Source organism: Cyanobium gracile UHCC 0139 (assembly GCF_034931325.1).
Taxonomy (GTDB): domain Bacteria; phylum Cyanobacteriota; class Cyanobacteriia; order PCC-6307; family Cyanobiaceae; genus Cyanobium; species Cyanobium gracile_B.
Window position 1 is genome coordinate 1 of the sequence record NZ_JAYGHX010000014.1, and the last position, 13,093, is coordinate 13,093.

Annotated in this window: 15 protein-coding genes; 12 read left to right on the forward strand and 3 right to left on the reverse strand. The window is 71.0% G+C overall.

The genetic code is table 11. The annotated features are described in order from the left end of the window. The 3 genes from VB738_RS15315 to mutT form a co-directional block, all read left to right on the forward strand. Positions 1–186: sigma factor-like helix-turn-helix DNA-binding protein (locus VB738_RS15315; protein ID WP_323306571.1), on the forward strand; the 186-nt coding region annotated here is incomplete at its 5' end. Between the two features lie 65 nt (positions 187–251). Next, positions 252–1,013, forward strand: coding sequence for a putative 2OG-Fe(II) oxygenase (locus VB738_RS15320; protein WP_323306572.1), 762 nt, complete (start codon positions 252–254; stop codon positions 1,011–1,013). Beyond that, entirely contained in the window at positions 1,000–2,184 is a 1,185-nt protein-coding gene (gene mutT / locus VB738_RS15325; RefSeq protein WP_323306573.1) for an 8-oxo-dGTP diphosphatase MutT, read from the forward strand. The genes VB738_RS15320 and mutT overlap by 14 nt, the downstream gene beginning before the upstream one ends. On the opposite strand, the gene tsaE is transcribed toward mutT, so the two are convergent. Next, entirely contained in the window at positions 2,129–2,650 is a 522-nt protein-coding gene (gene tsaE, locus VB738_RS15330; RefSeq protein ID WP_323306574.1) for a tRNA (adenosine(37)-N6)-threonylcarbamoyltransferase complex ATPase subunit type 1 TsaE, read from the reverse strand. The two genes, mutT and tsaE, sit on opposite strands and share 56 nt — an antisense overlap. A gap of 91 nt (positions 2,651–2,741) precedes the next feature. On the opposite strand from tsaE, the gene ahcY reads away from it, so the two are divergent. Both ahcY and VB738_RS15340 read left to right on the forward strand, forming a co-directional pair. Further along, entirely contained in the window at positions 2,742–4,184 is a 1,443-nt protein-coding gene (gene ahcY, locus VB738_RS15335; RefSeq protein ID WP_323306575.1) for an adenosylhomocysteinase, read from the forward strand. A gap of 75 nt (positions 4,185–4,259) precedes the next feature. After that, on the forward strand, positions 4,260–4,916 hold the full coding sequence (locus VB738_RS15340) for a DedA family protein (protein ID WP_323306576.1): 657 nt from the start codon (positions 4,260–4,262) through the stop codon (positions 4,914–4,916). Positions 4,917–5,033: 117 nt separating this feature from the next. Here the strand turns inward: VB738_RS15340 and VB738_RS15345 are convergent, their stop codons facing one another. Next, positions 5,034–5,429, reverse strand: a complete 396-nt coding sequence (locus VB738_RS15345; RefSeq protein ID WP_216920242.1) for a single-stranded DNA-binding protein — start codon at positions 5,427–5,429, stop codon at positions 5,034–5,036. Positions 5,430–5,588: 159 nt separating this feature from the next. Here VB738_RS15345 and VB738_RS15350 point away from each other — a divergent pair, with 159 nt between their 5' ends. From VB738_RS15350 to VB738_RS15380, 7 genes are all read left to right on the forward strand, one after another. Continuing rightward, the gene (locus VB738_RS15350; protein WP_216920256.1) at positions 5,589–6,635 is read left to right on the forward strand and encodes a rod shape-determining protein; all 1,047 of its coding nucleotides are present in this window, start codon (positions 5,589–5,591) and stop codon (positions 6,633–6,635) included. 5 nt (positions 6,636–6,640) lie between these two features. Next, positions 6,641–7,381, forward strand: coding sequence for a rod shape-determining protein MreC (gene mreC, locus VB738_RS15355; protein ID WP_323306577.1), 741 nt, complete (start codon positions 6,641–6,643; stop codon positions 7,379–7,381). Further along, a complete protein-coding gene (locus VB738_RS15360; RefSeq protein WP_323306578.1) occupies positions 7,381–7,992 on the forward strand; it encodes a rod shape-determining protein MreD in 612 nt (203 codons plus the stop codon). The genes mreC and VB738_RS15360 overlap by 1 nt, the downstream gene beginning before the upstream one ends. Before the next feature lie 2 nt (positions 7,993–7,994). Continuing rightward, positions 7,995–9,335, forward strand: a complete 1,341-nt coding sequence (locus VB738_RS15365; RefSeq protein WP_323306579.1) for a sugar ABC transporter substrate-binding protein — start codon at positions 7,995–7,997, stop codon at positions 9,333–9,335. Positions 9,336–9,474: 139 nt separating this feature from the next. Next, positions 9,475–10,359, forward strand: a complete 885-nt coding sequence (rpaB, locus tag VB738_RS15370) for a response regulator transcription factor RpaB (protein ID WP_323306580.1) — start codon at positions 9,475–9,477, stop codon at positions 10,357–10,359. A gap of 72 nt (positions 10,360–10,431) precedes the next feature. Next, the gene (lysS, locus tag VB738_RS15375; RefSeq protein WP_323306581.1) at positions 10,432–11,952 is read left to right on the forward strand and encodes a lysine--tRNA ligase; all 1,521 of its coding nucleotides are present in this window, start codon (positions 10,432–10,434) and stop codon (positions 11,950–11,952) included. 38 nt (positions 11,953–11,990) lie between these two features. Next, positions 11,991–12,254 carry a hypothetical protein gene (locus VB738_RS15380; RefSeq protein WP_035832975.1) on the forward strand — a complete coding sequence of 88 codons (264 nt, stop codon included), beginning with the start codon at positions 11,991–11,993 and terminating at the stop codon, positions 12,252–12,254. A 30-nt stretch (positions 12,255–12,284) separates the two neighbouring features. Here VB738_RS15380 and VB738_RS15385 read toward each other — a convergent pair whose 3' ends face one another. Further along, positions 12,285–13,085, reverse strand: coding sequence for a YdcF family protein (locus VB738_RS15385; protein WP_323306582.1), 801 nt, complete (start codon positions 13,083–13,085; stop codon positions 12,285–12,287). Positions 13,086–13,093: the final 8 nt, after the last annotated feature.

Consider the following 13,093-nt stretch of genomic DNA (forward strand, 5'->3'; position numbering starts at 1 on the left):
TTGCCGGAACTGCAGGGGCGGGTGCTGAAGATGCGCTACGGCATCGACGGCGAGGAGCCGATGAGCCTCACCGGCATCGGTCGCATCCTGGGCATCAGCCGCGACCGGGTGCGCAACCTGGAGCGCGACGGCCTGGCCGGGCTGCGCCGCCTCAGCGACGCCGTCGAGGCCTACGTGGCCATCTGACGCCCTTCGGAGCGCTCCGTTTGCGAGGCTTGGAACCGCACGCACCTCCTCTTCCCATGGCCGGCATGCCCCCCGCAGCCTCGGAGGCCCCGACCATGGAGGTGATCAGTCTCTTTCCCCGCTACCTGCTCCAGGGCCATCTGGGCCCCTCCCAGCTGGCCGAGCTGCAGGCCATGGCCCGGGCGGTGCTGGCGGCGCCCGAACGCAGTCCCGATGCCTCCGTGAAGCTGGCCGGCCAGCTGACCCAGCAGCGGGAACTCGGCCCTGACCACCCCGCCGCCGCCGAGCTCTGCCGTTCGGTGATCCTGCCGGCCTGCGAGCGCTGGATCCGCCACGTGATCGACCAGCAGCCGCCCCAGGGCCGCGGCCCCTGGACGCCGGGCCGCTATGGCCTGCAGATGATCGACCTCTGGCTCAACGCCCAGCGCGCCGGCGACTACAACCCCACCCACACCCACGGCGGCAGCTTCTCCGGCGTGCTGTTCCTGCAGGTGCCGCCCCAGATCCGGGCCGACAGCTTCGACGGCCAGCTCTGTTTCCACGGCCCGGAGGAATGGCACATCCAGAGCTTCCGCACCGGCATGGCCCACTACGTGCTGCCGGTGCCCGGTGATTTCTACGTGTTCCCGGCCTGGCAGCCCCACTCGGTGCCCCCCTTCCGGGGCGAGGGGGAACGCTGGTCGATCGCCTTCAACGTCGTGGCCGTGCCCCAGCCACCACCGCGCCCAGCACCGCCGCCAGCCTCGGCCCAGGGGGCTGGGGCCGGCGGCGGGCAGGGCAACGTGTCCCTCTCCAGCGGCCGACCCCGTCCGGGTGGGTTCCTCTAGGACGCGGTCCCCGCAGGTTCCGGGCCCGATCGAACCACTGCGGGCCCACCTGCTCGACTGGTGGGAGCGGGACGGCCGCCACCACATCCCCTGGAAGCTGCACCCCGATGGCTCCCGGCCCGGGCCGGGGGAGCCCCTGGCCGCCTACGGGGTGTGGGTCGCCGAGGTGATGCTGCAGCAGACCCAGCTGGCGGTGGTGCTGCCCTACTGGCACCGCTGGATGGCGGCCTTCCCCGACCTCGACGCCCTCGCCGCCGCCAGCGAGCACGAGGTGCTGATGCTCTGGCAGGGCCTGGGCTACTACGCCCGGGCCCGCCGTCTCCACGCGGGGGCCCGGCAGCTCCACGCCACCTCCCAGCCATCGCCTCAGGGCACGGGCGACCCCTGGCCGCGCACGCTCGAAGGCTGGATGGCCCTGCCGGGCATCGGCCGCAGCACCGCCGGCAGCATCCTCTCCTCCGCCTTCGATCGGCCCTTCGCGATCCTCGACGGCAATGTCCAGCGGGTGCTGGCCCGGCTGGTGGCCCACCCGGCTCCGCCGAAGCGGGAGCTGGCCGGGTTCTGGCGGCTCAGCGAGACGCTGCTCGACCCGCAGCGGCCCCGCGCCTTCAACCAGGCCCTGATGGATCTGGGCGCCGGCGTGTGCACCCCCCGCCAGCCCTCCTGCGGCGCCTGCCCGTGGCAGGCGCACTGCGCTGCCTACGCTGCCGGCGACCCCGGCCGCTTCCCCGTGAAGGACACCCCCCCGCCCGTGCCGTTCCAGGTGATCGGGGTGGGGGTGGTGTCGGACGCTGCGGGCAGGGTGCTGATCGACCAGCGGCTCCCGGAGGGGTTGCTGGGGGGGCTGTGGGAGTTTCCGGGGGGCAAGCAGGAGCCGGGGGAGGCGATCGAAGCAACCATCCAGCGGGAGCTGCGCGAGGAGCTGGCCATCGAGGTGACGGTGGGGGAGGAGCTGATCACCCTTGAGCACGCCTACAGCCACAAGCGGCTGCGCTTCGTGGTGCATCTTTGCCGCTGGCTGGCGGGGGAGCCGCAGCCGCTGGCCTCCCAGCAGGTGCGCTGGGTGACGCCGGATGAACTCGCCAGCTACCCCTTTCCGGCCGCCAATGCCCGCATCATCGCGGCGCTGGAGGCAAGGGTCGCGGCGGGGTCAAGCCTGGCGGCGGGTTGATCCGGGCCAGCCGGCCCTCGCCATCCTCCGCGTGACTCAACGCCACCTCCCAGGCTCCCTCGGGCCGGAAGCTGAGCCGCTCGGGCCACTCCACCGCCAGGACGGCACCAAGGCCGCGGGCGTCCTCCTCCTCCTGGGCGAACAGTTCATCGGCCGCGGCACCGGGTTCCAGCCGGTAGAGATCCAGGTGCACCAGGGCCGTGGTTCCCGCGTCCGAGCCGCTGTCGATGTCGTAGTGCTGGGCCAGAGCGAAGGTGGGGCTGGTGACCGGTTCGCTGATGCCCAGGGCGGCGGCCAGCCCCTGCACCAGCGATGTCTTGCCGGCCCCGAGCTCCCCCCGCAGCAGCAGCAGGGCGCCGTCCCCGTCAACGGCCGCGAGCAGCTGCGACGCCAGTCGCCGCCCCAGGGCGTCGGTGGCGGCGGGGTCCGCCAGATGGCACACCTCGATCGCGTCAGCGGATTCCATCGATGTAGATTGCCCTCCAGCGAGCCCGAAGCCTCGGCGTCTCTGCAGATATTTCCACTTCTTCGTCCTCCCCTAGGGGAGCTTTTCATGCATGGTGGCAACACCTTCCAGCCCTGAGGCTGCCTTTGCTGGCCTTCAGGCGACCGCTTCGTATGTGATCGCCGATCTCGGCCTGGCCGACTGGGGCCGCAAGGAACTGGCGATCGCCGAAACCGAGATGCCCGGCCTGATGGCCCTGCGCGAGACGTTCGGCGCCGAGCAGCCCCTGAAGGGCGCCCGGATCGCCGGCAGCCTCCACATGACGATCCAGACCGCCGTTCTGATCGAGACCCTGGTGGCCCTCGGCGCCGAGGTGCGCTGGGCCTCCTGCAACATCTTCTCCACCCAGGACCACGCCGCCGCCGCCATTGCCGCCGCCGGCATTCCGGTGTTTGCCTACAAGGGTGAAACGCTGGATGAGTACTGGGCCTTCACCCACCGCATCCTCGAGTGGGGCGATGGCGGCACCCCCAACATGATCCTCGATGACGGTGGCGATGCCACCGGCCTGGTGGTGCTCGGCAGCAAGGCCGAGAAGGATCTCTCGGTGCTTGACAACCCCTCCAGCGAGGAGGAGGTGGCGCTGTTCAACTCCATCCGCCAGCGGCTGGCGGTGCAGCCGGGCTTCTACTCCCGCATCTACGCCAACATCCAGGGCGTCACCGAGGAGACCACCACCGGCGTGGCCCGGCTGTACCAGATGCAGAAGAGCGGTGAGCTGCCGTTCCCTGCCATCAACGTCAACGATTCGGTCACCAAGAGCAAGTTCGACAACCTCTACGGCTGCCGTGAATCGCTGGTCGACAGCATCAAGCGTGCCACCGACGTGATGGTGGCCGGCAAGGTGGCCCTGGTGATGGGCTACGGCGATGTGGGCAAGGGTTCGGCCCAGTCCCTGCGCGGACTCGGCGCCACGGTGATGATCGCCGAGATCGATCCGATCTGCGCCCTGCAGGCCGCTATGGAGGGCTACCGCGTCGTGCGTCTCGACGATGTGGTGGCGGATGTGGACATCTTCGTGACCGCCACCGGCAACTACCACGTGATCCGGCACGAGCACCTGCTCGCCATGAAGAACCAGGCGATCGTGTGCAACATCGGCCACTTCGACAACGAGATCGATGTGGCGTCCCTCAAGCAGTACGCCTGGGAGACCATCAAGCCCCAGGTGGATCATGTGATCCTGCCCAGCGGCAACCGGATCATCCTGCTGGCCGAGGGCCGGCTGGTGAACCTGGGCTGCGGCACCGGCCACCCCAGCTTCGTGATGAGCAACTCCTTCACCAACCAGGTGCTGGCCCAGATCGAACTGTTCACCAAGGGCGACCAGTACGGCAAGGAGGTCTACGTGCTGCCCAAGCACCTCGACGAGATGGTGGCCCGCCTGCACCTCGAGCGGATCGGCGCCCGGCTCACCGAGCTCACCCCCGAACAGGCGGCTTACATCGCTGTCCCGGTGGAAGGCCCCTACAAGCTCGACCACTACCGCTACTGAGCGGCGGCCGGCCCGGCGCTGCTGGCAGCGTCCGGGCCGTCGTGGAAGACGTTCGCCTCTGTTCCGGCTGGCCCGATGGTGATCGAACTGGTCCAGAAGCTGCCCGAGATGATCGGTGCGGCGGTGGAGGCCAACCCGGCGGCAGGGTATGGCGCGATCTTCGCGGCCATGTTCCTGGAGAACCTGTTTCCCCCGATTCCCTCCGAGCTGATCATGCCGCTCGGGGGGTTTTTTGTGCACCAGGGCAAGCTCGCTCTGGTGCCGGTGGTGCTGGCCGGCCTGCTCGGCACCGTGCTCGGTGCCCTGCCCTGGTACGGCATCGGCCGGCTGGTGAACGAGGAGCGCATCGAGCACTGGCTGGAGCGCCACGGTCGCTGGATCGGGATCAGCCCCCAGGAGCTGCACCGCAGCCGCCGCTGGTTCAGCCGCCATGGCACGGCGCTGGTGTTCTGGGGACGGCTGGTGCCCGGTATCCGCACCCTGATCTCTGTGCCGGCCGGCATCGAGATGATGCCGCTGACGCCCTTCCTGCTCTGGACCACCGCCGGCAGCCTGATCTGGACCCTGCTGCTGACGCTGGCGGGCCTGGCGCTGGGGGAGGGCTACACGAATGTGGAGCGCTGGATCGAGCCGGCCGCCCGGGTGGTGAAGGTGGTGCTGCTGCTGGCGGTGCTGGCGGGGGGCGTGGGGCTGGCGCTGCGGGTCTGGAAGCAGAACCGCCAACGGCTCTGACCCAGGGGCTGACAGTAAAAAAGGCGCCCCGGGGGGCGCCTTCTCTGGCTTCGGACGCTTGATAACCCGGCTGGGCCACTGGCACAAGCCCCCCGGGCTGAATCCGGGCCCGCCGGCTCAGAACGGCACCTCCTCTTCGCTGGGTTCGCCCCCGCCGAAACCGCCCCCGAAGCTGCCGCCGCCGCCGCCCTCGGCGTCCCGCTTGCTGCCGAGCAGCTCCAGCCGGTCGACGCGGATCACCGGCTTGCTGCGCTCCTCGCCGCTGGCCCTGTCCGTCCAGCGGTCGAGCTTGAACGAGCCGATGATGCCGATCAGGGCACCCTTGCGGACGTAGTCGGCGGCCACCTGGGCCTGCTTGCCCCAGATCTCCAGGTTGAACCAGTCGGGCTCGTCGTCGCGGCTGCGGCGGTTCACCGCCAGGGTGAGGTTGGCGACCATGCTGCCGGATTCGAAGTAGCGGACTTCCGGGTCGCGGCCGGCTCTGCCGACGAGGGTGATGGAATTGACGCCCATGGCGTGCTCCTGGAACGAATGGATCAATGATGCGGCACCCCGATCGGGGGCCTCTCCCTTTCCGTTCCACCCTTCGTCCCGGTTGTCACACCCGCGGCGACCTGGCCGGTCCGCCGGGATCGCCCCACCTATGATTCACCGCTGCCAGAGGCCCTGCCCGTGTTTTTCCGCCGTTTCCAGTTCTCCCGCGACATCGGCATCGATCTGGGGACGGCCAACACGCTGATGTACGTCTCGGGCAAGGGGATCGTGCTGCAGGAGCCCTCCGTGGTGGCGATCGATCTGGAGCGCGGCACCCCCCTGGCGGTGGGGGAGGAGGCCAAGCTGATGCTCGGCCGCACCCCCGGCAACATCCGGGCGATCCGGCCCCTGCGTGACGGCGTCATCGCCGACTTCGATGCGGCCGAGCAGATGATCAAGAGCTTCATCCAGAAGGGCAACGAAGGCCGCGGCGTGATCGCCCCGCGCCTGGTGATCGGCATCCCCAGCGGCGTCACCGGCGTCGAGCGCCGCGCCGTGCATCAGGCCGGCCTGGCCGGGGCCCGGCAGGTGCACCTGATCGATGAGCCAGTGGCGGCCGCCATCGGCGCCGGCCTGCCGGTGACCGATCCGGTGGGCACCATGATCGTCGATATCGGCGGCGGCACCACCGAGGTGGCCGTGCTGAGCCTGGGCGGCACCGTGCTGAGCGAGTCGGTGCGGGTGGCGGGTGATGAGCTCAGCGACGCCATCAGCGTTTATCTCAAGAAGGTCCACAACCTGGTGGTGGGCGAGCGCACCGCCGAGGACATCAAGATCCGCATCGGCTCCGCCTTCCCCGACGACGGCCACGATGAGACCTCCATGGACGTGCGGGGTCTGCACCTGCTCTCGGGCCTGCCGCGCACGATCAACATCCGGGCCGGTGACATCCGCGAAGCCATGGCCGAGCCGCTCAACGTGATCGTGGAGGCGGTCAAGCGCACCCTGGAGCGCACCCCACCCGAACTGGCGGCCGACATCGTCGACCGGGGGATCATGCTCGCCGGCGGCGGTGCCCTGGTGCGGGGCATCTGCGACCTGATCAGCCACGAGACCGGCATCCTCACGCACGTGGCCGAAGACCCCCTGCTCTGCGTGGTCAACGGCTGCGGCATGGTCCTGGAGGACTACAGCCGGCTCGAGCGCGTGCTCGACACCCCCGAGTTCGCCCGTATGACGGCCTGAGTCCGATGCCGGCTTGGCGCTGGCTCCGCTTCGTCCAAGGCCCCTCCCTGCGACGCCTCCTGCCCTGGCTGCTGGTGCTGCTGGCGCTCGTGGCCGTGCGTCTCAGCAAGGGGGCGATGCTCACCGACGCCTACGCCTTCCTCAGCCGTCCCTTCTGGCCGGGGACCGCCCAGGCCGAGTGGTTGCGCTCGGCCCGCCGCGTCGAGGACGGAGCCCGGCTGGCCCAGCTGGAGCGGGACAACCAGCGGCTGCGCTCGCTCCTGGAGCTGCAGCAGAAGAATCCCAATCGGGTGACCGCGCCGGTGATCTCCCGGGAGGGTTCCGGCTGGTGGCGGCAGCTGCTGCTCGGCCAGGGGGCCCTCAGCGGCATCCGGGCCGGCCAGGCGGTGCTCGGCCCGGGCGGCCTGGTCGGCCTGGTCGGGAGTGTCACCCCCAGCACCGCCAGCGTCACCCTGCTCACCGATCCCAGCAGCCGGGTCGGGGTCTGGGTGGGGCGCACCCAGCACCACGGCCTGCTCACCGGCATCGGCACCGCCCGGCCCCTGCTGCGTTTCCTCGAGAAGGATCCCCAGGCCCGTCCCGGTGACGTGGTGGTGACCTCCCCCGCCAGCACCCTGGTGCCGCCGAACCTGCCGGTGGGCGTGATCCAGTCCATGGACGCCAACGCCGATCCGGCGCCGGAGGCGGTGGTGCAGCTGATCGCGCCGGTGTCGGCCCTCGACTGGGTGCAGGTGCAGGTGCGCTGATGGATCTGCTCACCCGGCAGCCCCTGCTCGCCGCCACGGTCCTGCTGGTGCCGCTGCTCGCCTTGGCCTCGCCGGGCTGGCTGGCCCTCGATGGCGTCGGCCCCTGCTGGGCGGTGCTGTGGCTGCTGCCCTGGGCGCTGAGCGACGGCCCCTTCTCGGGGGCCTGCGCCGGCCTGGCCCTCGGCCTGCTGTTGGATGCCCTCCACCCCGGCGGTGTCACCCAGATCCCCGCCCTGCTGCTGCTGGGCTGGTGGTGGGGGCGGATGGGACGGCGGGCGGCGCCGATCCAGCGCAGCTTCAGCCTCGGCCTGCTCGCCCTGCTGGGCACGGCCCTGCTGGGTCTCAGCCTGATGCTGCAGTGGGGGATCCTCGACTGGATCGGCACCCGGGACGCGCTGCAGCTGGCGGGTCCGGTGGCCGGCCGCAGTGCCCAGGAGCACGGGGTGAATCCCGCCCTGCTGGCCCTGCCGGGCTGGCGCTGGGATGATCTGGCGGGATCCGGCCTGCGGGTTCTGCTCGCCCAGACCCTGATCACGGCCCTGCTCGCCCCGATGCTCTGCTCCCTGCAACTGCTGTTCTGGCGGCAACTGGGCTCCGGCTGGCGCCGCTAGCCATGGTCAGGATCCCCCCCCGCTCCAGCCGGCCGTCCCGCCTGCCCCGCCGCCAGGCCCTGCGGCTGCTGGCCGCCCCGTTCGCCCTCGCCCTCGCCGCCGGAGCCTGCGCCCGGCCGCCCGCGCCCGGCCGGGGCAAGGTGCTCAACGTCTGGACCCTGGATCTGGCGCCCCGCTTCAACGACTACATGGGGCGGGTGATCGCCGCCTGGGAGCGGGCCCATCCCGGCGTGACGGTGCGCTGGACCGACGTGCCCTGGGGCTCGGTGGAACGCAAGCTGCTGGCCTCGGTGTTCGCCCGCACCGCCCCTGATCTGGTCAACCTCAACCCCAACTTCGCCGCCAACCTGGCCAGCAAGGGGGGCCTGCGGGACCTCACCCCCCTGCTGCCTCCCGACGCCGACGAGCGCTACCTGGCCGGGATCTGGACCTCCGGCCAACAAGGGGGTGAGCAGTTCGGCATTCCCTGGTACCTGACAGCCCGGGTGACGATCGCCAACCGCCGGCTGCTGCGGAAGGCCGGCCTGGTGGCCCCGCCGCGGCGCTGGGAGGAGGTGCCGGCCTATGCCGAGGCTGTCCGGCGCCGCACCGGCCGCTATGCCCTGTTCGTGACCGTGGTTCCCGACGACTCCGGCGAGTTGATGGAGTCGATGGTGCAGATGGGGGTGCGGCTGCTGGACGACCGCCAGCGGGCGACGTTCAACAGCCCCGCCGGTCGCCGGGCCTTTGCCTTCTGGAGCGATCTCTACCGCCGCGGCCTGCTGCCGCGGGAGGTGGTGAGCCAGGGCTACCGGCGGGCGATCGAGCTCTACCAGGCCGGGGATCTGGCGCAGGTGGCCAGCGGTCCTGATTTCCTGCGCAACCTGCAGACCAACGCCCCCGGCATCGCCGCCACCTCCGCCCCCTTCCCGCCCCTGACCGGGGCCAGCGGCGAGGCCAATGTGGCGGTGATGAACCTGGTGGTGCCGCGCCAGAGCGCCATGGCCCCGGAGGCGTTGAGCTTCGCCCTGTTCCTGAGCAACGCAGCCAACCAGCTGGCCTTCGCCGAGGAGGCCCGGGTGCTGCCCTCCTCCCGCGGCGCCCTGGCGAGCCTGGAGGGTCGGCTGCGGGCGGCGGTGCCCGCTGACGGGCAGGAGCGGCTGGTCCACACCGCCCGGCTGCTCTCGATCGAGACCCTGGCCGCGGCGCGGGTGCTGGTGCCGGCGACCCCGGGGGTGAAGCGGCTGCAGGCGATCCTCTACACCCAGCTGCAGCGGGCGATGCTGGGGCAGCTCGACAGCGATGCCGCCCTGGCTGAGGCCGAGAGGCAGTGGAACAGCTACGCCGAGGCCCGCTGGCCCTGAGGCCGCCGCCGGCGGGCCGGGGACTCTGAAGAAATGTTGTAAACCGGCCAGAGGCCAGCTGCCGGAGCCGTTTCCGTGTTCGCGGCCTGAAACGACGTCGCGTTATGGTTGCGATTCTTCACCCGGTCGGACAGGAGCGATGCCCATTCCATCGGTTGCATCCTCTGCATCCTCAGCCTCCGCATTCACCGACGGGGCTGATGAGCAGGAATCCTCCGGTGGTGCTTCCGCCGCCCAGCAGCCCGCGTCACCCCCTACCGCCGACCAGCAGCCCTCCCAGCCCATCGCCACCCTGCTCGTCGTTGACGATGAGGCCGCCGTCAGGCGGGTGCTGCTGATGCGCCTGCAGCTGGCCGGCTATCGGGTCCTGTGCGCCGAGGACGGCGAGGAGGCCCTGGCCCTGTTCCACAAGGAGCAGCCCGACCTGGTGGTCCTCGACGTCATGTTGCCGAAACTGGACGGTTTCGCCGTCTGCCGGCGGTTGCGGGCCGAGTCGTGCGTGCCGATCATCTTCCTCTCCGCCCTCGATGCCATTGCCGAGCGGGTGGCGGGCCTGGACCTCGGCGCCGACGACTACCTGCCCAAGCCCTTCAGTCCCAAGGAACTGGAGGCCCGCATCTCCACGATCCTGCGCCGCATGGGCCGGGGGGCCGCCACCAGCGAGCCGCGGGAGCTGCCGACGGGCACCGGCGTGCTGCGGGTGGGGGATCTGGTGGTCGATACCAATCGCCGCCAGGTGACCCGCGAGGGACAGCGCATCGCCCTCACCTACACCGAATTCAGCCTCCTGGAGCTCCTGTTCCGCGAGCCGGGGCGGGTGGTGCCCCGGGCCGAGATCCTCGAGCAGCTCTGGGGCTACCCGCCCCGCCGGGCCGCCGACCTGCGGGTGGTGGACGTTTATGTGGCGCGGCTGCGCGGCAAGCTCGAGCCCGACCCCCGCAACCCGGAGCTGATCCTCACCGTGAGGGGCACGGGCTACGCCTCCCAGCGCATGGGCGAAGGAACCCTGGCCGCCGCCGGCTGAACCGCCCGCCGAAGCCGATGCCGTCCGGTCCTGCAGGATGGGCAGCGACCCTTCTCCATCGCCCTGCCTGCCTTGTCGGATCTGCGTGAGACCCGTCTGGAGAAAGCCCGCACCCTGGAGGCCCTCGGCCGGGCCCCCTATGCGCTCGGCTTCGCCCCCAGCCACCGCACCGCCGAGCTGCAGCAGGCCCACGCCGACCTGCCCAACGGCGAGGAGCGGGCCGTGGCGGTGGCGGTGGCCGGCCGGGTGATGACCCGGCGGGTGATGGGCAAGCTGGCCTTCTTCACCATCGCCGACGAAACCGGTCCGATCCAGCTGTTCATCGAGAAGGCCGCCCTGCTGGCCGCCCACCCGGACGAGCCGGAGGCCTTCGCCCAGATCACCTCCCTGGTGGATGGCGGCGACTGGATCGGGGTGCACGGCAGCCTGCGCCGCACCGACCGGGGCGAGCTGTCGGTGAAGGTGAGCGACTGGGTGATGCTCTCCAAGGCGCTCCAGCCCCTGCCTGACAAGTGGCATGGCCTGGCGGACGTGGAGAAGCGCTACCGCCAGCGGTACCTCGATCTGATCGTCTCGCCCGACACCCGCGAGACCTTCCGGCGCCGGGCGCGGCTGGTGAGCGCCATGCGCCGCTGGCTCGACGAGCGCGGCTTCCTCGAGATCGAGACGCCCGTCCTGCAGACCGAAGCCGGCGGTGCCGACGCCCGCCCCTTCGCCACCCACCACAACACCCTCGACCTGCCCCTCACCCTGCGCATCGCCACCGAGCTGCACCTCAAGCGGCTGGTGGTGGGAGGCTTCGAGCGGGTCTACGAGCTGGGGCGCATCTTCCGCAACGAGGGGGTGAGCACCCGTCACAACCCCGAGTTCACCTCGGTGGAGATCTACCAGGCCTTCGCCGACTACCACACGATGATGGACCTCACCGAGCAGCTGCTGGCGACGGCCTGCCGGGAGGTCTGCGGCGACACCCGGATCACCTACCAGGGCACCGAGATCGATCTCACCCCGCCCTGGCGGCGGGTCACCATGCACGAGCTGGTGGAGCAGGCCACCGGCCTGGATTTCCACACCTTCGGCGATCGTGCCGAGGCGGCAGCCGCGATGGCGGCCGCCGGCCTGGCGACCCCCGAGGCGGCCGACAGCGTGGGCCGGCTGCTGGTGGAGGCCTTCGAGCAGGCGGTGGAGACCACCCTGGTGCAGCCCACCTTCGTGATGGACTACCCGGTGGAGAATTCGCCCCTGGCCCGGGCCCACCGCAGCAAGCCCGGGCTGGTGGAGCGCTTCGAGCTGTTCATCGTCGGGCGGGAGACGGCCAACGCCTTCAGCGAGCTGATCGACCCCCTCGATCAGCGCGCCAGGCTCGAGCTGCAGCAGCTGCGCCGCCAGGCGGGGGACCCCGAAGCCCAGACGGTGGACGAAGATTTTCTGCACGCCCTGGAGGTGGGCATGCCCCCCACCGGCGGCCTCGGTATCGGCATCGATCGCCTGGCCATGCTGCTCACCGACAGCCCCTCGATCCGCGATGTGATCGCCTTCCCCCTGCTGCGCCCGGAGGCCCGCGAGAAGGCCGGAACCGACGCAGTGGGATAATGGACCCCAGTAGGCCTTCTCCCCCTCGGGGCTCTGGTATGAGTGGTGAGCGCGTCGGTTTTCGCTTTCAACACGCCGATGCTGTGGTGAAGCGCAATCCCCAGGGGCGATCTCGCCGTGGCTGGGTCATGGAGCCCGTGGAGCAGACCACTAGCCGGGGCACCAAGATGCCCGCCTATCGCATCCGCTGGCGGGACAGTGAACGTCCGGAGATCGTGCTGCAGCACATGCTCATCGCCGATCCCGACCCCACCCCGCCGCCCGAAGGGGTGAGCCTGGTGCCGCCGGCGCCCAAGAAGTAACCCGCCGCCGTCTCCGGCGACCAAGCCCACTCAGATCCAGCCCCGCAGCCGGTAGGCCACCAGGCCCAGGTGCTCGCGCATGGCCGTGGTGGTCAGCACCAGGGCTTCGGCGCTGGGCAGCACTCCCATCAGGGTGCCGGCCAATGTGGGGGTGCCGAAGGAGCGCCGCTCGGGCAGCTGGAAGTCGCAGGCCACCGGGATGATGCGCAGCTCCGGGGCGGCGCGGCGCAGGGTGGCCAGGGAACGGGGCAGGTGGGTGGCGCTGGTGACCAGCAGCAGGGAGTTCCAGCCCCGCTGCCGGGCCACCCGCACCAGGGCTCCGGCCTCCTCGCCGGTGTTGCGCCCCTCCTCGCTGGTCACGATCCGATCGGGGGCCACCCCCAGGCTGGTGGCCAGGGCCTTGGCCAGCCGGGCCTCACCGGCCGCCGGATCGTTGGCCATGAAGGTGACCTTGCCGCCGGTCACCAGCAGCCAGGGGGCCTTGCCCTCCCGCATCAGGGCCACGGCCCGCAGCAGCCGGTCGCCGGCCTCATTCACCTCCACCCCCTGGCGCGGCGGCAGGGCGGGCCGCAGGCCGCCGCCCAGCACCAGCACCGCATCGGCGCTGGGGATCGGCGACGGCGTCAGCCGGACGGCCCGCTCCTCCAGGCTCCAGACCAGCTGCCGGCTCAGCAGGGGCGTGGCCGCCAGCCAGAGCAGGGCGATGCCCACCCCGGAGAGCACCGGGGCGAAGCGGCGCTGGCCGCCCAGCAGGCCGGCGATCTGGAGCAGCAGGGCCAGGCCGAGGGGGTAGAGGCCGAGCGGCAGCAGCTTCGAGAGCAGGAAACCCATGGGACGGC